Source organism: Sphingopyxis sp. USTB-05, from assembly GCF_023822045.1.
GTDB lineage: Bacteria > Pseudomonadota > Alphaproteobacteria > Sphingomonadales > Sphingomonadaceae > Sphingopyxis.
In genome coordinates this window covers 408865-430525 of the sequence record NZ_CP084712.1, presented here as the reverse complement: position 1 = coordinate 430525, position 21661 = coordinate 408865, and the positions used below count along the sequence as shown (strand labels likewise).

Below are 21661 nucleotides of genomic sequence, written 5' to 3'. Positions count from 1 at the left end.
TATGATCCAGATGGCTTCCATCGTCAAGGAAGGCGCTCTCGGCCATAGCAAACACAGGATCCATCGATCCTCGGGATCGTGGTCCTCACCGTCCTTAAAATGAGATACGCATGCCAGATGGAAGGCCCGAACATTATCTACAGGGTCGCCGTAGCGCCCTCACGGCACAGCAGAGAGGGGTCCTTCCATCTGGTGTCCGCCCGTTCGACGAACGGGCGGTACTCGGTTCCCGTCTTGATGACGGCGTGCACGACGCGCGCCATCTTGGCGGTGAGAGCGGTCATTGCCTTGCGGCGGCGATCGGGATCGCTGGCATGGCCGTCGACATAGCGGGAGAGCTTGTCGCGGAAGCTGTTGTTGGGTTGTCGGATCGCGACCTGCGTGGCCATCCAGAAGGTGCGTCGCAGCCGAGCGTTGCCGTACTTTGATAGTTTGGTCCGCCCCCGAAATATCCCTGACTGGTAGGTGGCGAGGTCGAGGCCGCAGAACTTGAGGAACTGGCGATGGTGGCTGAAACGCCGCAGGTCACCGGCCTCGGCCAGGATCGTCAGGGCGTTGATCGGCCCGATGCCGGGGATCATACGCAGGAGCTGATAATCGCTGTTCGTCGCCAGCGCGTGATGGGCAATCCGCTCGATCTCGTTGCGCTGCTGAATCAGGGTGCGTGCTTGGGCGATAACCATACGGAACATGGCGACCGCCGTGGAATCTTCGTCGATCGGCAGCGCGATCGATGCACAGGCCGTCTCGTAAATGTCGTTGACTACCCGGGCCTTGGAAACCTTGCGGCCGATCAGCGGCCAGACCTGCTCGGTGAAAGCCTCGCGCCCAATCGAGGTGATGCTGCCCGGCGTCGGGAATCGTTCGATCAGCGCCAGGAACCAGTCGGACCGGCTATTGCCCGCGAAACGCTCGATCTCCGGGAAATACAGCGGCAGATAATGGGTGAGGATCCGATGCCAGGTCTGGGTCTTCGCCTTGGAAATGGCTTCGTGGGTCTTCGACATCTCCTGCAGATCGTTGATGCCCGCAGCCAGCGGATCGACATAGCGCTGCGTCGCCCCGATCTTCAGCATATGCAGGATTACCTGAGCGTCCTTGGAATCATTCTTGTCCCAGCCATTGTGCAGCGCTTCGCGTGTCCGGGCCAAGGCGACCGACGAAATCAGGCGAAGCTCGAACCCGGCGGACAGCAAGCGATGCGCCAACGTGCGGTGATAGTTGCCGGTTGCTTCAAAGCCGACGATCACGGGCCTGCCGATGGCCGTCAGATCGTCAGCCAGCCGGTCATAGTCCGCCTTCGTCGCCATGACGGTCATACGGCGTCGGCGGCCGCCTTCCGGTCGTTCGAGGAGAACTTCCTGGCGGTGCTTCGACATATCGATGGCTACCAGGACGGCGTCGGGTGGCGTAGAATGCAGCTTGGTCATGATCGGTCAGCCTCCAAAGGTTGTGTCGACAACTTCTCTTTAGAGACCTGCTGGCCGGTCATGACTGCCTTGATGAAGCCGGCGGGCGCTACGCGCCCTTGTCCCCATCAAGGCATTGCGGCCCTCCAATAGGCAGCTTCCCAATGTGCTATGGCCCGGAATTTATCGCGACGGCGGTGCAGGAATGGCTGGCGAAGGTCGGCGTGAAGACGCTCTACATCGCCCCCGGATCGCCATGGGAGAATGGCTATTGCAAGAGCTTCAACGGGTCACTGCGCGATGAACTGCTCAACGGCGAGATCTTCTACTCGCTCGCCGAAGCCCGCATCCTGATCGAGGCATGGCGACGACATTACAACACCGTCCGGCCGCACGGCTCGCTGGGATATCGACCACCCGCGCCGGAGGCCGTTCCATCGCCAGTGTCGCCCTCCGGTTCCGCTTCGCTCCACCTACGGCCAACAATGGCGATGGAGGCGTCAATGCACTAACAATCCCCGCGGACCACTCGGTGGGGGCCGGTCAGGGTAACCTCCCCAGCCGATGCGCGGATTCACCGAAATCAACACACGAAGTTTCAATTACATGCGCGTTTGCCAGCCGCAGACCGCTCACGCCGTTCGGCTGGTGAATGGCAGACCTTTGCGCAATCTGGACCTCTGACGGGATCGTCAGGGTCGGGAGGGATTTGCAAAAGTCGGACCTTTTGGCCGCCGCACGCGGGAATCGTGAGGACATGCCCGCTTGCGCCGAGAGGCGGCTGCGCTAGCGCCGCAGCGCCAAAAAACAGGATGGCACGACTTACTCTCATTACCAGTTATGCCCTCTCTTTTTCGACAAAATTCCCGGTAGATTGGTGTACGAATGAAAATGCTATGCGATGAATTTGGCGGGTGCAGGCCAAGTCGAGCCAAATCCCGTCGGCACCTCCAAGGGCGTACACTCAAGACTCAGCCTGTCGAATAGTTCCTCAAGCGGATGCACTTTTCGCCTCAGCGAGATCTGTTTGACACTTAGTGAGCCAGCTCGGCGGAACAAATTTACACGGCAGTCTTAGATTAGGTGTATCCACGTTGGATGATTTCAATCATTGCTGATTCATCGCACTAAAAATCAACCGGACGTTCCAAACTCAGTGCGAAACTAGAAATGTCTTCGGCTCGACATAGGTCATCAATCCTTCGATCCCATTCTCGACTCCAACGCCCGATTGCTTGCGGCCACTGAACGCCGCGAATGGAGACAACGCAAGACCTTCGTTGATCCAGACATTTCCCGTGTCCATCTGCTCGGCGATGCGCATCGCGGCCTCGGTGTCCGCAGACCAAACTGTTCCGGCTAGTCCCATGTCAGAGCTGTTTGCTTTGGCGATGACTTCTTCGACATCGGAAAAGCGCAAGAGCGGCAGGATCGGGCCAAATTGTTCTTCCCGAACGATGCGGCTGTCCTCGGGGGGATTGTCGACCAAAGTGACGGGGACGAAGAAGCCCTCTCCTTCCGGCGCGTCTCCTTGGAGCAACTGGTAACCGTTCGCTTTACAGTCGGCGAGCAGGCCTCTGACGCGGTCGTACTGCGGCTTGTTCTGGATCGGTCCGAGCGCGGTCCCTTGCTGGCTGCCGTCGCCCATCGGCACAGCCTCCGCGAGTTTTACCAACTCATCGCGGAACGCGTCATAGATGTCGCTGTGGACGTAGGCGCGCTTTGTCGCGACGCAGACCTGCCCGCTGTTGGTGAAGGCCGACCAGAACAGCCTTTCCGCCGTTTCGGGCACGTTTACGTCCGGCATAACGATCGCCGCATCGTTACCACCCAGTTCCAGTGTCAGCCGCTTGAGCGTCGGCGCCGCGCTGGCCATCACCCGGCGTCCGGTCGCCGTCGAACCGGTGAAGCTGACCTTGTCGAAGCCCGGGTGCGCGGTCATCAGCGGCCCCAGCGCGTCGCCGCCAGTGATCATGTTGAGCACCCCGGCAGGTACGAAATCGCGCACCAGTTCGCCGATCCGCAGCACGGTCATCGGCGTGAACGGCGAAGGCTTCAGGACCAAGGTATTCCCTGCAAGCAGGGCCGGCGCGATCTTCCAAATCGACAGTACCACCGGAAAATTCCATGGCGAGATCCCGGCCACCACCCCGATCGGGACATAGCGGGTAACCTGGCGGCGTCCCGGCCCGGCCTCGATCTCGCGGTCAGGCAAAGTCAGAGTGGCGGTTGCCTGGCACCACTGCGCGGCGGCCATGACCTCGAACTGGGCCTGCTCCGCCGGTTTGCCCTGCTCGCGGGTGAGCATCGCGGCCAGTTCCGCCGCATTCGCCGCGATGGTCTCGCCGATGCGATTGACGATTGCAGCGCGGTCGGCCCAGGCCGTGTCGCGCCAGGCGGGGAAGGCGCTGCGGGCCGCGGTGATGGCCGCTTCAAGCTCTGCCGCGCCGGCATCTGGCACAGTGGCGAAGACCTGCCCGGTCGCGGGGTTGCACACATCGAGGCTGTTAGCGGACGACGCAGCCTTGCCGCCAATCGTCATGGTCAGGGTGTCTTGGGTCACAGTCAGGTTCCTTCAAGCCGGGAGTTCAAGGATCGCCTTCACACATTTGCCGGAATGGCTGTCAGCAATCGCCTGGTTGATCTGGTCGAACGGGTAGATGGTCGAGAACCGCTCGATCGGCAGCTTTCCGGCAGCGTGCAGCGCGATCAGTTCGGGCAGGAAGGTATCGGGATCGCTGTCGCCCTCGATGATTCCTTTGATCGTATAGCCATAGGTTATGGCAGGCACGATTGGCAGCGGCAGCGCCGCATCGAGGCTGCCGGGCACGCCGACCAGGCCCAGCGCGCCGTGCGGTGCCAGCATGGATAGCGCGGCAAAAATCGCCCCGACATTACCGCTGGTATCGACCACGTTGTTCGCGCCTTGCGGTAGCAAGGCCCTGACCTGCTCGGCCGTGTCGCCATCTGCCGGATCGATCACATGATCCGCACCCAGTTCCATCGCCAGCTGCCGCCGCGCTTCCTGCGGTTCGATCAGGATGATGGTCGCACAGCCAGCGATTTTGCCTCCCAGAACCGCGCTAAGGCCCACCGCGCCTCCGCCGAGGACGACCAGGCTCGATCCCTTCTGCGCCTTTAGCGAGCGCAGCACGGCACCAACCCCGGTCTGGATACCGCAGCCGAGCGGCGCGAGGGTCCTCAGGTCAGCATCGTCAGGGAGAGCGATCACATTGCGCTCGTCGGCAATTGCGTGTGAGGCGAACGACGACTGCCCGAAGAACCTTGCTGAAACCTGGCCGGCTTCATCGTGGACACACGAACTGCCATCGCCCCGAACACAGGCAAAGTTGAGCGCGACGAATTCCTGACAATAGGCCGGATCGCCGCCGTGGCATTGCCCGCACTGCCCGCAGGAATTGAATGTCAACAGGACCTTCTGGCCGGGTCGGACCTTGGTCACACCTTCGCCAACCGCTTCGACGACGCCCGCGCCTTCATGCCCGAGGATCAGGGGAAAGGGTGATCCCATCGCGCCAGAGGCGAAAACCATGTCGGTGTGGCAGATGCCGACCGCACGGATTCGGACAAGGACCTCGCCGGCACGCGGCGGATCGATTTTTACCGCTTCGATCGAAAAGGGCTGGTTCGCCTTGCGCAGGATTGCTGCGGTGCCATGCATCTCTAGTCTCCCGGTTTTGTCGTCGTACTCCTCTTCCAGCTCACACAGCGATCAGCCCCATACTTTTGTCTTGGCGCCGCGATTGCGATGTCACCTAGCCCCCGTTGGATCTCTCGCCGTCTCCTGCGGCGGGCCAATGCAGGCAGGGTGTGTCGTCTCGTCATGATGCTCAGTGAAATACAGGTGGCAATTCGCGACGGCGTCCGCGCCTTTGCCCAGGAACGGATTCGCCCCAATTCCGCACACTACGAGCGCGCGGGCGGTTATCCTGACGACCTGTTCGAGGAGCTTGGATCGCTTGGTCTGTTCGGGCTGATCGCGCCTGCAGCTTATGGCGGATCGGACGCGGATTATGTTTCCTACGCCTTGTCACTCATCGAGCTGGCTGCGACGGACGGGGCGCTGTCGACCATCGTGTCGATCCAGAACTCGATCCTTGTTTCCGGCCTGCTCAAGGACGGTACGCCCGAGCAGAAGCAGCGGTTTCTGCCGGAACTGATATCCGGCCGGATGATCGGCGCTTTCGCGCTGACCGAAAGTGACGCGGGATCAGATGCCGCGGCGATCCGCACCAGGGCCGAGCGTGTTGCCGGTGGCTGGCGGTTGACCGGATCCAAGCAGTTCATCACCTCGGGGCGAATTGCCAAGGTGGTGATGGCCGTGGCGGTTACCGACCCCGCGGCAGGCCGCAAGGGCATAACAGCTTTCCTCGTTCCAACCGACCGGATCGGCTATGTGGTCGACAAGGTCGAGCACAAGCTCGGCCAGGCGGCATCGGATACCTGCGCGCTGCGGTTCGATGACCTGTTTGTCGAAGATCACTTGGTACTCGGTGCGCCGGGTGACGGATACCGGATTGCGCTCGCCAACCTCGAAACCGGCCGCATCGGCATTGCTGCTCAGGCCGTCGGCATGGCACAGGCTGCGCTGGAGATCGCTGTCGCCTATGCGAAGGACCGGGTCTCGATGGGGCGTCCGATCATCGAGCACCAAGCCGTGGGCTTCCGGCTTGCGGACCTCACCACTCGGCTTGAAGCTGCACGTTTGATGGTGCTTTCTGCGGCCGCCCTGCGCGATGCGGGAACACCAGCATTGAAGGAAGCCTCGATGGCCAAGCTCTTCGCCTCCGAAATGGCCGAAATGGTCGTGTCCGGGGCGATCCAGACGCTGGGCGGCTATGGCTATCTGGAAGAGTTCGGCCTCGCCAAGCTCTACCGCGATGTGCGGGTCTGCCAGATCTACGAGGGCACTTCTGACATCCAGCGGATGATTATCGCTCGCGCGCTCTGATGAGGGCGAGACAAGGAAAGGGATCGCCATGCAAGTCGAGGGAGTTGCGGCAATCGTTACTGGCGGGGCCTCCGGTCTTGGGGCTGCCACGGCGAGCGGCTGGCAGCACGCGGGGCCAAGGTCACCCTGTTCGATCTGAACGCCGAACTGGGCACCGCGTTTGCCGATCAGATCGGCGGACGCTTTGCCAAGGTCAACGTTACCGATGAGGCTGCGGTTGCTTCGGCCATTCTCGAGGCTGAAGAGGTGAACGGGAAGGCCCGAATTCTGGTCAATTGTGCAGGCATCGGCCCGCCGGCGAAAGTCATAGGACGCGACGGCAATGCCGTGCCGCTGGGCGATTTCACACGGATCGTGAACATCAACCTGATCGGGACCTTCAATGTCCTTTCCAAGTTTGCAGCGCGGATTCACGAAGCAGACCCAGTTGGCTCCGAGGAACGCGGCGTTATCGTCAATACGGCATCAGTAGCCGCATTCGACGGGCAGATCGGACAGGCAGCCTACGCAGCCTCAAAGGGTGGCATTGTTGGTATGACCCTGCCGATCGCCCGGGAACTTGCCCGTTACGGCATCCGGGTGATGACAATCGCTCCAGGGATCTTCTGGACACCGCTGCTCGGGTCGCTGCCGCAAGAGGCGCAGGATTCGCTCGGCAAACAGGTGCCATTTCCGTCACGCCTTGGTCACCCCGACGAATATGCGCTGATGGTCGAAAGTATCGTTCTGAACCCGATGCTCAACGGCGAAACGATCCGTCTCGACGGCGCCATTCGCATGGCACCCAAGTAACCCCCCAATCCGAACTGGAGAATTTGCATGGCCGAAGCCTACATCGTGGACGCTGTCCGTACTGCGGGCGGCAAGCGCAATGGGAAACTTGCCGATTGGCACCCCGCAGACCTTGCTGCTGAAACGTTCGATGCTCTGCTCGATCGCAATGCCTCGCTTGATCCCGAGGCAATCGAAGACGTCATTCTCGGCTGTGTCATGCAGGCTGGCGAGCAGTGTTTCGCTTTTGCGCGCAATGCAATCCTGGCATCGCGGCTGCCTTCGACGACTCCTGGAGTCGCTGTCGACCGTCAATGCGGATCATCGCAGCAGTCGCTCCAATTCGCGGCTCAGGCCGTGATGTCGGGGACCCAGGGTGTGGTAATTGCCGCGGGCGTCGAGAGCATGACCCGGGTGCCGATGTTCTCGAACTATACCCTGCATGAAAAAGAGGGAATCGGTACAGGACCGCTAAGCCCGCGGGGCAAGGAGCGCTATCACCGGACAACCCAGTTCAGCCAGTTCGAAGGGGCCGAATTGCTCGCGCAGAAGCACGGCTTCGGCCGCGAGGCGCTCGACCGATTTGCCCTGGACAGCCACCGTAAGGCAGCAGCAGCAATCCAGGCAGGCGCGTTCGACACCGAAATCGTTCCCATAGATATCGGCGGGGAATTGCATAGGATCGACGAAGGCGTCCGGTTCGATGCAACTCTGGAAGGCATCGCATCGGTAAAACTCCTGCGCGAAGGAGGTGTCGTTTCCGCCGCCAATGCCAGCCAGGTTTGCGATGGGGCGAGCGGCGCCCTGGTCGTGAGCGAGCGCGCGCTCAAGCAGTTCAACCTTACCCCGATAGCCCGAATCCACAATATGACGGTAACCGCCGGTGATCCTGTCATCATGCTGGAAGAGCCGGTCACGGCCACCCGCAGGGCCTTGCAGCGCGCCGGCATGTCGATCGGGGACATCGATCTTTACGAGGTGAACGAGGCGTTTGCTCAGGTCCCGCTGACCTGGCTCAAGGAAATCGGCGGCGATCCCGAGAAACTCAACGTCAACGGCGGCGCCATCGCACTTGGTCACCCGCTGGGCGCTTCTGGAACCAAGCTGATGGCGACTCTGATCAACGCGCTTCGAGCCAGAGGCAAGCGCTGGGGCTTGCAGACCATGTGCGAGGCGGGAGGCGTCGCCAATGTGACCATCGTCGAGGCGCTCTGACGGATCGATGCTTCCCCTCCTCTACCCAAAGCGGAGGGGAACTATCTGGCTCACTGAGGCACTATCTCAACGGGAATTCCATTGAGCACGGCAATGCCTGACAGGCTGTCCCATTCGTCCGCATCGGTCAGCGCGTTAAAGTTTGCGCCGGCCATCCGCGCTGCAACCGCCATTCGGGTGCCCTTGTCGCCATGGTCATGCCCATGCGGGAGCGTGATCACCCCCGACTTGACGCTGTCGGTAATCCGGGCCGTCACATGGATTGCGCCCTTGCGCGAAGTAACGCGAACGGTGGCTCCATCGGCAATCTGCCGGTCGCGGGCATCGTCCGGGTGTATTTCCAGGAAGCTGCGATCCGGCCCTTTCGCCAGCGCCGCAACATTGTGCATCCAGCTGTTGTTCGAGCGCAAATGGCGCCGACCGATGAGCAGCAGGGTCGAGGGGCTGGCCTCCTGTTTCAACTCGTCTTGCAACGCAGCCAGTCCCTGCTTCATCAGTTCCGGCACCAGCCGGATTCGGCGCTCGGGCGTGGCAATCGCCTCGCGAAGCCGGGGAACCATCGGCCCCAGATCGATGCCGTGCGGCATTTCCTGCAGGCGGGACAGCGTCAGGCCATCGGCCCGCGCGCCAAAGCGGTCGCCGAAGGGACCGCAGCGGATCAGGAGGTCGATGAACCGTGCCGGGCCATCGTGGACAGCAACTGCCTCGAAACATGCCGCAGCGCTGGTCCGCTCGGCCAACTCGCTGTCTGCCGCCAGCGTCTTGCGCGATCATTCCCTGCAATGCCTGTTCTTCAAGCGCCGTCGGATCGATGCCGAGGATGCTGGCGTTGAGTTTCAGCAGGATGTCACCATCCCCGGGCGACTCACCGGGGAACGCTGCCTCGTCCCACTTGGCATAGGACCGCACCATGTAAGGCGGGCTGAACGGCGGATAGTGAACCTGCTCGAGATGCCCGGATGGCGGCAGGATGACATTGGCAAAGCGGGTAGTCTCATTGAGGTAGATGTCGATGCTCGCCATGAATTCGAGGCTTGCCAGAGCCTCGGCATAGCGGGCCGAATTGGGGCTGGAGCGGACCGGGTTGCCGCACAGCGTCAGCATCGCGCGCACCTGCCCCTCGCCGGGGGTCAGGATCTCGTCCGGGAGGGTTGCCACCGGGGTGAAACCCGACACTTCGGGCAGCCCCTTGACCCGCGAGCGCCAGCGGTTGTTGGGCGCGGTGCCATCGGCATAGGTCTGGTTATAGATCAGCGCCGGGGTGACCGGCAGCGGGAACATGGCCCCGCCTGCGCAGTCGAGATTGCCGGTCAGGATGTTGACGACATCGATCAGCCAGGACGTCAGCGTACCGAATTTCTGGGCGGTCGTGCCGATCCGGCCATAGGCAGCGGCCGACTTTGCACCGGCCAGATCGCGGGCCAGTTGCCGGATCGCCTGCGCCTCCACGCCGGTCTTGCCAGCCACCGCTTCGGGCGAGAATGGTTCCACCAGGCTTGCCAGTTCGGCCAGGCCATCCGTGATGTCCCCCAGCGCCCCAATGGTGACCAGCCCTTCGGCAAAAAGCACGCGAACGAGAGCAAGGAGAAGGAACACGTCGGTTCCTGGCCGGATCGCAAGGTGCTGGTCAGCCACTTCGGCGGTTTCCGACCGGCGCGGGTCGATGACCACCAACTTGCCGCCACGTGCCTTGAGGGCCTCGAGCCGCCGCGGCCAGCCGGGTGCAGTCACGAGGCTGCCATTGGACACCATCGGGTTGGCCCCGATGACGAGGAGAAAATCAGTCCGATCGATATCCGGAACCGGGATCAGCGCCTCGGACCCGAACAGTTCGGTCGAGGAAACGACCTTGGCGATGTGATCGATCGATCCGGCGGTGCCCATGTTCCTGCTGGGAAGGGTCAGGGCAAAGATGCCGCCGTAGATCACCAGCCCCAGGTTATGGGCGACCGGATTGCCGATATAGAGCCCAAGCGCGTCGTTGCCGTGCTTCTCACGGATGGCCCGGATGGCGGTGGCCGCTTCATCAAGTGCGCTGTCGAGGTCGGTTTCGACAAAGTCCCTGCCCCGCTGCACCAGTGGTTTGCGCAACCGGTCAGGGTCCTCTTCAAGAAAGCGCAGCCCCTGCGATTTGGGGCAGAGGAAGCCCTGGCTGAACGGATTGTCCTTATCGCCCTTGATCGACATGACCTGGCGGCTGGCGGGATCGACTTCGACGACCAGGCCGCAACAGGCCTCGCAAAAGGGGCACAGTCTTGTGATTGTCTGGTTGGCCAAGGTTCCGTCTCCCAAGCAAAAACAGGAACGGCCGGCGATCAGGTGACAGGCACCCGACCAGCCGGCCGCATCTTCAGGTGCCATCCGCTAGGGACGGCATTCCAATCATCAGAACTTCACGCCAACCGTGGCCCCGAAGGTCCGCGGGCTGCCAAGGGCCAGATAGTCGTAGGCAAAGGCCGCACGCAGATCGAGCCCATAGACATGGTAGCCCTTGTTGAAGATGTTCTTCGCCCAGAGCGATCCATAGAACTTCTCACCATCCAACCGAAGCTGGCCATTGACGAGCCAATAGCCCTTTTGCTGCTGCCGTATGTTGGTGATGGGGTCGCCGACGAACGAGGGCTTTTCGTTGAACGGCGAGAACCATTGCTGGCTGGCATAGCTGAAATTGCCGTTGAGCACGACCTTGCCGGCATCCAGATTGGCGACTGTCCAGTCAGCGCCGCCGCTCCAGGTCAGTTTGGGTGCGAAGGGCAGGCGGTTGCCCTCAAGGTTGATGCCAGAGAGCGTCAGGCCCTTGTATTTGGTGCTCAGAATGCCCAGCGTCGAGTTGATCTTGAAACTGTCGGAAAGAAGCGCAGTCATCTCCGCTTCGAAGCCGAGAATCTTGGCCTTCGGCGCGCTCCGGAGCAGCGCGACCGCGCCGATCACTTCCTGCAACTGCTGGTTCTTATAGTCATAATAGAAGCCGGCCAGGTTCAACCGCAGCCTGCGATCGAGCAGATCGGATTTGAGGCCAACTTCGTATGCGTTGACCTTCTCGGGTGCGACGAAATCAATCTGCGCGGGTGAGAGATAACCGCCGCCATTGATCGCACCAGCGCGATAGCCCCGCGAATAGCTGGCATAGAGCAGCACGTCGTCCGACACCTTGTAATCCAGCCCGAACTTGCCTGAGAGCGCCTTGAAATCATCCGATCGATTGAGCGACACCGCCGGATTGAAGGGGCCGGGCGCGGGGATGGTGTTGAACACCGGCGTCAGGTTATAGTCGAGAATGTTGGCATTGCCGCGCGAATATTTGAGGCTGTCCCAAGTGTAACGAAGCCCCAGCGATGCCGTCAGCTTGTCGGTCAGCTCATACTCGATCTGGCCGAAAATCGCCTTGGATTCGCGCGTCTGCCGATAGCGGCTGTCGACCCCGAAGCCACTCGTCGCAGCCGGGAATGGCAGGGCGAACGGCACGATGCCCCGCAGGAAGAACAGGAACTGGAACTGGTTGTACACGTCCACCCGGTCATGGCCATAATAGCCGCCGAGGATCGCCTTGACCCCGTCCGCGTCATAATTGACCCGCACTTCCTGATTGAACTGCTTGAACTTGTCGTTCCAATAGATCTGCAGGATGTCCATCGGCGCATTGTCGGCATCATGCTTCAGCTTGCGGCCCCCGCTGTCGTAGGAGGTGATGCTCGTCAGCGTCCAGTCGCCTGTATTGTAGCTCAGATTGAGCAAACCGCCGGTGCCATCGAACTCGAACACGCCGGGATCATTGGCTTGCACCTGATAGAAGCCGAGTGTTCCGCGCCCATAGCCGGTCAGCGGGCTGACACCCGTCGGCGTTGCACCGATGAAATGGTTGCCCACCTGCCGGGGCTTGTCCTTGCCATGGTAGAATTTGGCAAAGATCGTGAAATCCTCGCTCGGCTTGGCCAGCAGGCTGACGCGCACGCCAAGGCTGTTTTCGGATTGCAGATCCTTTCCGCCGGGGAAGAGATTATCCACCATCCCGTCCGACTTGATGTAATTGCCGGCAATGCGAATGCCGACTTTGTCAGGCACGAGCGTCGCATCGAGCGCACCGGAGGCTTCGACACGGTTGAACTTGCCATAGCCCAGCTCGACGAAGCCCGACGTGCCATCGAGTTGTGGCCGCATGGTGATGAAGTTCACCGCACCGCCCGTGGTGTTGCGCCCATAGAGCGTGCCTTGGGGGCCGCGCAGCACCTCGACTCGCTCCAGATCATAGAGCTGCATGCCGTGGCTGGTGCGTGAGGCCATATAGGCGTCATCGATGTAAACCCCGATGGGCGATGCCTGGTTGGCGTTATACTCGTTCGCGACCGAAATGCCGCGTAGCGAGATGTTCGGCTGGGCGCGCCCGTATGGCGAAATGATTTGCATATTGGGGACGACCGCGCTGAGATCGGCGGTCTCGAACACGCCCTTTGTTTGCAGGTCATCGCCGCCAATGGCCGTGATGGCGAGCGGTGTGGCCTGCGCCCGTTCGGCGCGACGCTGGGCGGTGACCACGATGTCGCCGATTCCTGCTTCCTCTTCGCCCGTCTCCGCGTCTTGCGCATAGGCTGGCGTTGCCAGAATGGCTGCGACGCCTGCGCACAATGTCAGGCGGGTTTTGAAACGGCGCATGTAGGTCTCCCTCATTTATTGGCCGAGAATGTTTTGTTTGTTTTCCGACAGCCATTGCCGGAGCGTCTTGGCGGGCCTTCCGGTGAGGAACTCGACGATGTCCGACTTGCGCCAGACCGTCTCGTTGTCCTGTTCGAACTGGAAGTAGTTGATGTAATATTGGTCCGCGTCCGGGCGGCCGATATAAGCCTTCACGCCCTCTCCGCAGATGCGCAGGAAGGTCTCGTCGGTCCCGTCGTAGGTGATGGTCTGGCCGAAGACGTCCGACATTAGCACCGCAACTTCATCGAACCACATGACGTCGTGGCCGTTATCGAGATGGTAGGTCTGGCCGATGTGGCGCTGGTTGCCGGACAGAAGGATCGCGGCGGCGCAAGCCCCGATGTCATGCGTGTCGATGAACCCCATGCGCCGGTTGCGCGGCACCGAAAGGATCCGTTCAGCCCTGATCGGCCCATTGAAGAACGGGGTCAGGAAGTTCTGCATGAAGTAGGCGGCGATGTTGATGTAGGTGAACGGCAAGCCGCTCTGTTCCAGGATCGCCTTGGCCCGCAGATGCTGTACGGCGGTTCCGCCGCCGAACGCCTTCAGACTATCCGGCACCCTTTCTGCAGTCATGCCAGGCGGGTCAGCGATCAGTCGCACGACATGGCGCAAACCCGGGTTGGTCCGCGCCGCATAGACGAAATTCGTCATGGCGCGCTGTTCGTCGAGAAAATCCGGCGTCACGATGAAAGCGCCCTGAACACCGAATAGGGCAGACTCGAGCGAGCCGAGATCATAATAATTGGCCATGCAGATTTCGGCGTGCGGGAAGGCAGTTGCCAAGGCCTCGCGGTGGTCTTCGCTACGGATGACGAGCCTTAGACCGGTTGTTGCGGAATTGGCCGTGACCCATTCAGCCAGGGGGCGGCCAATATGCCCGTTCGCGCCAAAGACCGCGATCCGCTCCAGCGGCGGCTTCGTGTCACTGCCTCTCCCTGCTGCCATTGTGGCCTCGCACATCCTGTTCTGGATGTAGCTGTGACGCTTTCGTGGCGATCGGGTCCCAACCGAAAGTTTGGCTTCTGGTCGGGAGTCCCCAACCCGGTATGGGTTCAGGCTAGTTTGTCGCCAGCCCGAGGCTGCGCGCACGATGGATCGCAGCGGTGCGGTTGTTCACGCCCAGCTTGCTGTAGAGATTGTAGAGGTGCCACTTCACGGTCGCTTCTGACATCGAAAGCCGCCCGGCAATCTCGCGGTTGCGTAGGCCGGCCAGCAGCAGTTCCACCATCAGCTTTTCGCGTGCAGTCAGCGGTTCGAGCGGTGCATGCAGTTCATCGTCGGGCCGGGCAAACTGGCCTTCAAGTCCAAGCCGTTCCTGCAGGCCCTGCAGGAAGTCGAGTTCCCTGATCTGTCCGGCAGGGCCCTGCTCAAATCCGGCCAGGGCGGCCGCTACCAGCGGACGGCAAAGCTGGGCATCGTCGAGGAAGATTTGTTTGAGCCCCCGGTCACGCGCGACCGACACGGCGTCGAGAAAGGCGCGGACGGCCTTCACGCTGTCTCCCTGGTTGTAGTGGACCGCGGCCTTGAGGATCAGCGCCTGAACCAGCCGCAAGTTGCGCCCCCCGTGCCGCGCGGCGCTGATCAGGCCGGTCAGGATGCGCAGCGCCTCGTTCCAGGCCTGGTCTGCGATTGCCACCCGGGCCGAAACAATCTGGCGAAGCTCCTTGACGCTGGGCAGGTCGGGATCGCCCTCGTCGGGGCGCCGTTCACCCAGTGGCTGGACTTCGGTGATGCCGCTCGCCTCTTCGATTGCCTCTTCGCTGCGACCGGCCCGGAACAGCAACAGGACCCGCTCGTACCGCAAGGTAAAGGCAAGGCGCGGGGCATAGGCCTTGGCCAGGCCAGCCTCCATCTTGCGGGCCAGCGTCAGTGCATCCGAAGCGCCCGCCCTCTGTGCGGTCACCCGCAGACAGGCTGCAAGGCCAAATGCGGCGGTTTCGCTGACTCCATGTTCGGCCAGCATGTGGAGGTTTTCATTCACCAGCGCTTCGGCACTGTCGATTTCGCCCAAATGATAATGGGCCGCTGCGGCGAGCAGGGCCAGGGTTGACGAGATGTTGCTTGGTGCCTTGGGGGTTTCGGACCAGCCGGCCCCCAGCGCTTCGAGCCGGGCGAGCGCCTGGCGCGGTTCGCCCACGACCAGATCCATCGTCATCCCGATCCCGCAGACCCAGGCGTTGCCATAGGCGCTGTCGCTGTCGGCAATCGCCCGCTGCGCCAGATCGAAGGCGCGCCTCGCGGCGGGAATGTCAAGAAAGGCGAGCGACGAGAGGACAAGGCTGCAGGCAACCGTCGCACGGTCAAAGGGATCGGAAGCCGGATTGCTGCTCAGCCAGTCACTGGCCGCGCGCCGAGCCGAAACCATGTCATCCATGAAAGTCGCCGACAGGGTATCGAGCAGACCGATCTGGTTCTGCAGGCCCGCATCAATCTCGCCCCCACTCCCGATCTGCGCATTGCGGTGGAGGCTTCCAACCAAAGTTGCGGCCTGACGATAGCGGCGGGCGAAGAACATCGCCCAGGCCTGCCAGTAGAGCAGCGTCGAATCGTCCTCGATCATGCCCTTGGGGAAGCGCGACAGCAACTGCAGGAAGGTCGCCAAATCTCCGCGCACCGAAACTAGCTCCGGTGCCAGCCTAGCAAGGAGCGACCGCGCCCGACCGGCATCGCCGGATAGCAGGGCCATATCGATGGCTTCGGCCAGCTGATCGTTCGCTTCATACCAGCGACCGGCTGCGCTGCGCATCCCGGCCTGTTCCTGACGGGTCAGGCGATCGAACTGAGTCAGTAGGTTCTGGCGGAAAATCGGATGATAGCGGAACCAACCGCTGTCGCTTTCCAGCCTGACGATGAACAGGTTGTTGCGCTGCACCTGTTCGATCATCTGTGCAGCGTCGGCATGGGGCGCAACCGCTTCACACAGCGCGAGGTTGAACTGTTCCAGGAAACAGGTCGCCACCAGGAAATCCTGAACCTCGCGCGGCTGACCGCGCAGGACTTCTTCCGAAAGATATTCGGCGACGTCCGCTTCGCGCGAGGAAATCTCATCGAGCAGGCGCTTGGGATCGGCCCCTTCCTTCAGCGCGAGCAGGAACAGGCGGATCGCAACTGGCCATCCTTCAGTCCGTTCCAGAACGCCAGCCAGATCGGCCCCGCTGCCATCGGGCATGACCGTGCGGGCCAGCGCGCCCAGTTCGCTCTTGGTAAAGGCCAGGTCCCGGACCCTCAGTTCGGCGACCCGGCCAGCAAGCATCAACTTGCGCGTCGCAAAGCCCGGCTTGACGCGCGAAGAGATCACCAGGTGCAGGTAGACCGATTCGGTCGCCAGGAGAGCTTCGATCAGCGCGTCTGTTTCCGGTGACTGCGCCAGGTGATAATTCTCGATGATCACCGTGACATCGGCCTTCCGCCGATCAAGACCAGCGGCGATCAGGCCAGCCGACGAGGCGGCGCTGGCTTCAAGGCCGAGGCTGTCATCGGCCGCCAGACCGCCTTCGGCAGAACTCACCTTCAGCAAGAACGCGGCAAGCTTGCGCGGCACAACGTCGGTGCGGTCGCAGTTATACCAGAATGCGCCGCCCGCGGCCTCCCCTAGGGCTTCATACAGCGAGGTAAGCAACACGGTCTTGCCGTAACCCGCCGGTGCGACCGCAAGCACCAGATCCTTGGACTGAACGTCAAGAAGGAGCTGATCGATCAGGGCATCCCTGCGGATCAGATCGCTCCCCGATACCGGCGGCGCGGTTTTGCCTCTGGGGTAAATCAAGCTGGCTACCCTGCGCTAAACATCCCAATCCCGTTGCGCAGGCTATAGCCGCAGATGCGCCAGCCACCCATACTTTTGTATGGGTGGCTAGGATTGCACCTCCAATGGCTTAGTGGTTCGCCAGCTCCTTTGTGCGCGGCGATAGCCCAAAGGTTGGCGGCATCAGCGGGTCCCTGGCCAGGATCTCATCGCCGCGCAGCTTCATGATCTTGATGTAGTTGTAGAACGGCGCGGTCGGATAGAGGTGGTGGATCAGGTGGTAATTGTGGTTGGCCATCAGCGGCGAGAGAATCCATTCGCCGCCCATCCGCAATGCCGTCGCCTTGTATTCGTCTTCCTTGGCATAGGTTTCAAACGGCTGGTGAGTCAGGAAGCTGAACACGAGCACGAACAGGAATGAGCTGATCCGGGTCGGGATGAACCACAGCATCAGCAGCTCCAGCCCGTATCCCAGCCAGATGATCAGGGCACAGGTCGACAGGATGAAAGCCACATAGGCAAACAGAGCCGGGTACTTCCGGCGGGCAAAATCGCCGCCCTTCTGGAAGAACCATTTGGTATAATAGTAATCGAAATTGAGCCAGCGCAGCGGGAACCACAGATCCAACTTGTGTGCGTAGCCATCCGGATCGCGTTCCGGATCATTTGCATATTTATGATGCGCCATGTGGATGTACCGGGCCACGTCCATCGGTGCGAGCGGCGCGAAATAGACCAGGCCGACCCGACCGAGCAGCTCGTTCACGAACTTGATCTTGCTAACCGCATTGTGTGACGAATCATGGACCACGCTGAACAGGTAGTACGCGGTAACCCCGTTCACGATCGCTCCCAGCCAAAGCGGAAACCCGTGAGCGATGGCAGCGTACCAGACACCGCCGATGATGCTGGTGCAAACGACGAACAGTGCCACGGTCGGCCATGCCACCTTGGGACAAGACCGCAACGCATTGAACTGGGCAGCTGCATTCTGCGGTGACGTGGACATCAGACTCTCCTCGACCGAGTGTTTCCGCATCAATGCCTCCCTGCGGCGGGCGGCGCCTCGACAAAAGTTTGGCTTGTCGATTTTTCCGTAAGGCCAGGGGTTAGCCCACGGCCCTGTCCCGCCCCTTCCAGAAGGGTTCGCGCAGCTGTGTCTTCAGGATCTTTCCGGCGCCGGACAGCGGCAGGCTGGGCCTGATTTCCATGCTGCGTGGCACCTTGTATCCGGCGATCAAGGCCCGGCAATGGGCCTGGAGTGCCTCAAGTGTCAGCTCACTACCTGGCCGCAGGACCAGGGCGACATGCACGGCTTCGCCCATCTGCTCATGGGGAATCCCGATCACGGCATTGGCTGCGACGGCCGGGTGGCTGGCGACGGCATTCTCGACCTCGGCGGAATAGATGTTCTCGCCACCCGAGATGATCATGTCCTTCGCCCGGTCGACGATGAAGACATAGCCCTCCTCGTCCATCCAGGCCATATCGCCGGTATGCAGCCAGCCGCCGCGCAAAGTCTCCGTGGTTGCTTCAGGCATGTTGTAGTAGCCCTGCATCACATTCGGCCCCTTGACGATGATCTCGCCAATCTCGCCGCGCGGGAGTTCGCGGTCCTCGGAATCGACAATCCTGAGGTGAACATCGAATGTCGATCGCCCAGCTGCGCGCAGCCGGTTCGGACCGTCATTGTCCACGACATGCTGGTGCCAGGGCAGCGCGCAGATGAAGGCCGCGCTTTCAGTCATGCCATAACCCTGGGTCAGGCGCACGCCCGGGAAGGCCGTCATAGTGCGCCGCAGCAGTGTTTCGGAGGCGGGGGACGCGCCGTAGAGGATGTTACACAGGCTCGAGGTGTCGAAATTCCCGATCGCAGGGTGATCGACGATCGCCTGAAGCATGGCCGGTACGACCAGCGTGTCGGTGACCCCAAACCGCGCGACATGGTCAAGCACGGCCTCGGGACTGAAGGCGGGGAGCATGACATGGGTGCAGCCGCGCAGCACCAGACAGGTGGTGAGCAGCATGTCGGCCAGGTGAAACATCGGTGCCACGTGCAGCCCGACCGCGCCTTCATTGAACACGCCCTCGGCCAGCATCGACAGGCCGGAGGAACACAGATTGGCATGGGTCAGCATCACGCCCTTGGGCCGCCCGGTGGTGCCGCCGGTGTAGAATATGCCCAGCAGGTCATCCCCGCCCGCTCCCGCGTTCGGCAAGGGCTCTGCCACTTCGATCAGTGCGTCGAGACCCAATAGGTCGCCCGATTCCTCGCTCCCACCCATCAGGAAGACATGCTGCAGACCCGGGCATTGCTCCTGCAATGAGGGGACGATCGCGGCATGATGCTGGTCGACGATCAGCGCCACGCACCCGGCGTCGTTGAGGGAGTAGGCAATTTCGGCCGGGCTCCAGCGAAAGTTGACAGGCACGATCACGCCGCCGGCCCAGGCGGTCGCCAGATAGACCTCCAGGTAGTGATCGCTGTTGAGCGCCAGTACCGCAATGCGCGCACCCGTGGTAAGCTTCCGAGATGCAAGGCAGCCCGCCAGCCGGGTGACCCTTTCATAAAGCTCCGCGAACGTCTGGATGCGCGACCCGCAGATCGTCGCTGTCATGCCCGGATGGTGCTGAACCGCCCTCTCTAGTCCTTGCGTGAATTGCATGCTGTCCGTCTCCGGTTTTGTTGAATGTCAATGCTTCAGGATGGCAGGCCAAGCGCTGTTCCCTACCTATTGCGTGCCCAATCGCTCATCATCGTGTCTGCGTCCCTGTCTCCCGGAATGGACGCTTTTGTTCGCGAAAATCGTGGTGCCGGAACATGATGGGCAAACCCGTCTCGTTCGACATAAATACCACGGAATGCCATCTGGGGGTGCTGTCCAGCTTCGTGGAGATCAAGGACCGGGGCGAAACATGCGTCCGACCCTTCAGTCAATGCCGCCCATTCATCCCTGGTTTTGCTCATGAATAGCGCAGCGAACCAAGCAGAGCGCTCGGGCCAATTGGAGCTATCGTACTGATCCTTAACCCAATCCGCGGGAGCACCAACTGTAGCCAGAAATTCCGAATAAAACTGCGACTCAAGAGCTCCGACCGAGACTTCCCGCCCATCTTTGCAAACATAGCAACGATAAAACGGAGCCGAACCACCCAGAATGTTGGTTTCACGATCAATCGAAATCCGTTTCGAGGGCACTAGCCCCGCAAACATGCTCATCATCGACGCGACGCCATCGATGATCGCAGCATCTACCACTTGTCCAAGGCCGGATTTCTCACGCTCCCACAAGGCAGACATGATCCCAAAAGCGAGGAACATTGAGCCGCCGCCGAAGTCCCCAATCAGATTGAGCGGAACCGCTGCCGGTTCGCCTGACCTACCGATCGCCGCCAGTGCGCCAGTCAGCGCGATGTAGTTGATGTCGTGACCCGCAACCTTTGCCAGTGGCCCATCCTGCCCCCAGCCGGTCATCCGCCCATAGATCAGTCTGTTGTTCAGTGAACAGGCGACATCAGGGCCAAGGCCAAGCCGCTCCATCACTCCGGGACGGTTCCCTTCGATCAGGACGTCAGCCTGGACAATCAGTTCGACGCTTCTGGCTCGTCCGGCTTCCGATCTGATGTCGAGAGGCAGGACAGCGCGGCCGCGATCCGCAACGGGATTCGGCCATCCATTGCCGCCGGGCCGGTCAATCCGCAGCACATCTGCCCCTAAGTCTGCCAAAAGCATTGCGCAGTGTGGGCCCGGTCCAATGCTGGCAAATTCGAGGACTCTCAGTCCCGCAAGAGGGCCACGGGTCACGAGCCGACCACGAATGCGGCAATCATCATTGCAATTCGACTGCTCCGACAGTTCAGGACGCATTGGTAAGTCATGTTACGGTGTCCAATCCCTGCTCAGGAAGCCAAGCTGGCCTCAGCCCGCCCATTCGTTCAATCGCCATAGACGGGCGGGCGCTTTTCGGCGTGAGCCCGCAGCGCCTCGAGGTGATTGGCCGAAGCGAGCAGCGCCTGCTGCTCGGTAGCCTCGGCCAGGAGCATGTCGCGGTCCGACGTTCCGGCTGCTCCAGCATTGACCAGGCGCTTTGCGGCCCGGACGGCGTCAGGGCTTGAAGCGGCGATTTCGCGCGCCAATTGACGGGCAGCGGCGAGTGGATCGGACGCCAGACGAGTCACGAGCCCAAGTTCCAAGGCCTCCTCGCCGGTCACGATCCTGCCTGAGAACAGCAGATCGCGTATGACGTCCGACCGGACCAGTTGGCGCAGCAGCACGGTGCCAGCCATGTCGGGGACCAGCACCCAGACCACTTCCCGGATCGACAGCCGGGCATCGGGCGCGGCGATGCGAATATCGGCGCCCAAGGCCAGTTGCATCCCGCCGCCAAGCGCGTGCCCCTGGATTGCCGCGATCACCGGCACGGGCAGGTCCCGCCATTGCAGGGCAACCTGCTGGAACAGGTTGGCATCGCCGTGTGTGCGCGCCGCCAGATTGGAAAGCGCGCTGGCTCCTTCATTCGCCAGCGCTTCCAGATCAATGCCGACCGAAAAGCTGCGCCCGTTCCCGCTGAGCACGACCGCCCGCAGCCCCGGCGTTGCTGCGAGTGTCTGGCCCGCATCGACCAGCAGGTCGAAGGTTCCGAAATCCAGCGCATTCAGCTTTTCCGGCCGGTTGAGCCGTACCTCGGCCACACCGTTCGCAACAACCAGCTGAACCCGATCCGACACTATGGCTCTCCCTGTCAGTTGCGATCCTCTTCATCGAAGCGAACAGAGACCTGGCCATCCAAAAGTATGGGCAGGTGCTGGCAAGGCTTGCTCTAGGCAGTGCCAACCTCATGACAGGATTGGCCC

12 protein-coding genes and 4 pseudogenes are annotated in these 21661 nt (G+C 61.6%); 4 read left to right on the top strand and 12 right to left on the bottom strand.

The window, feature by feature from the left end; translation table 11 throughout:
- Positions 1-133: 133 nt before the first annotated feature.
- Positions 134-1430, bottom strand: a pseudogene (locus tag KEC45_RS01965) (IS110 family transposase).
- Positions 1431-1582: 152 nt separating this feature from the next.
- On the opposite strand from KEC45_RS01965, the pseudogene KEC45_RS01960 reads away from it, so the two are divergent.
- Positions 1583-1921, top strand: a pseudogene (locus tag KEC45_RS01960) (integrase core domain-containing protein); the annotation flags it as partial.
- A 641-nt stretch (positions 1922-2562) separates the two neighbouring features.
- Here KEC45_RS01960 and KEC45_RS01955 read toward each other — a convergent pair.
- Both KEC45_RS01955 and KEC45_RS01950 read right to left on the bottom strand, forming a co-directional pair.
- On the bottom strand, positions 2563-3972 hold the full coding sequence (locus KEC45_RS01955; protein WP_368389958.1) for an aldehyde dehydrogenase family protein: 1410 nt from the start codon (positions 3970-3972) through the stop codon (positions 2563-2565).
- 12 nt (positions 3973-3984) lie between these two features.
- Positions 3985-5091: an NAD(P)-dependent alcohol dehydrogenase gene (locus tag KEC45_RS01950; RefSeq protein WP_252171425.1), complete on the bottom strand. Its 1107-nt coding sequence runs from the start codon at positions 5089-5091 to the stop codon at positions 3985-3987.
- 162 nt (positions 5092-5253) lie between these two features.
- Here KEC45_RS01950 and KEC45_RS01945 point away from each other — a divergent pair, with 162 nt between their 5' ends.
- The 3 genes and pseudogenes from KEC45_RS01945 (at position 5254) to KEC45_RS01935 (ending at position 8367) form a co-directional block, all read left to right on the top strand.
- The gene (locus KEC45_RS01945; protein ID WP_252171424.1) at positions 5254-6381 is read left to right on the top strand and encodes an acyl-CoA dehydrogenase family protein; all 1128 of its coding nucleotides are present in this window, start codon (positions 5254-5256) and stop codon (positions 6379-6381) included.
- Positions 6382-6409: 28 nt separating this feature from the next.
- Positions 6410-7173: pseudogene (locus KEC45_RS01940) on the top strand (SDR family NAD(P)-dependent oxidoreductase).
- Positions 7174-7200: 27 nt separating this feature from the next.
- On the top strand, positions 7201-8367 hold the full coding sequence (locus KEC45_RS01935) for an acetyl-CoA C-acetyltransferase (protein WP_252171423.1): 1167 nt from the start codon (positions 7201-7203) through the stop codon (positions 8365-8367).
- 50 nt (positions 8368-8417) lie between these two features.
- Here the strand turns inward: KEC45_RS01935 and KEC45_RS01930 are convergent, their stop codons facing one another.
- The 9 genes and pseudogenes from KEC45_RS01930 to KEC45_RS01890 form a co-directional block, all read right to left on the bottom strand.
- A complete protein-coding gene (locus KEC45_RS01930) occupies positions 8418-8756 on the bottom strand; it encodes a molybdopterin dinucleotide binding domain-containing protein (protein WP_252171422.1) in 339 nt (112 codons plus the stop codon).
- Positions 8757-9372: 616 nt separating this feature from the next.
- Positions 9373-10728 (bottom strand): annotated as a pseudogene (locus KEC45_RS01925) (molybdopterin-dependent oxidoreductase); the annotation flags it as partial.
- 24 nt (positions 10729-10752) lie between these two features.
- The gene (locus KEC45_RS01920) at positions 10753-13017 is read right to left on the bottom strand and encodes a TonB-dependent receptor (protein WP_252171421.1); all 2265 of its coding nucleotides are present in this window, start codon (positions 13015-13017) and stop codon (positions 10753-10755) included.
- A gap of 15 nt (positions 13018-13032) precedes the next feature.
- A complete protein-coding gene (locus KEC45_RS01915; protein WP_252171420.1) occupies positions 13033-14007 on the bottom strand; it encodes an NmrA family NAD(P)-binding protein in 975 nt (324 codons plus the stop codon).
- Positions 14008-14119: 112 nt separating this feature from the next.
- Positions 14120-16828 carry a LuxR C-terminal-related transcriptional regulator gene (locus KEC45_RS01910; protein WP_252171419.1) on the bottom strand — a complete coding sequence of 903 codons (2709 nt, stop codon included), beginning with the start codon at positions 16826-16828 and terminating at the stop codon, positions 14120-14122.
- Between the two features lie 109 nt (positions 16829-16937).
- Positions 16938-17816 (bottom strand): fatty acid desaturase, encoded by an 879-nt coding sequence (locus KEC45_RS01905; RefSeq protein WP_252171418.1) that lies wholly within the window; start codon positions 17814-17816, stop codon positions 16938-16940.
- A 100-nt stretch (positions 17817-17916) separates the two neighbouring features.
- Entirely contained in the window at positions 17917-19425 is a 1509-nt protein-coding gene (locus tag KEC45_RS01900; RefSeq protein WP_252171417.1) for a class I adenylate-forming enzyme family protein, read from the bottom strand.
- A 110-nt stretch (positions 19426-19535) separates the two neighbouring features.
- Positions 19536-20540, bottom strand: a complete 1005-nt coding sequence (locus tag KEC45_RS01895; RefSeq protein WP_252171416.1) for a CaiB/BaiF CoA-transferase family protein — start codon at positions 20538-20540, stop codon at positions 19536-19538.
- Positions 20541-20743: 203 nt separating this feature from the next.
- Positions 20744-21535: a crotonase/enoyl-CoA hydratase family protein gene (locus KEC45_RS01890; RefSeq protein ID WP_252171415.1), complete on the bottom strand. Its 792-nt coding sequence runs from the start codon at positions 21533-21535 to the stop codon at positions 20744-20746.
- Positions 21536-21661 lie beyond the last annotated feature (126 nt).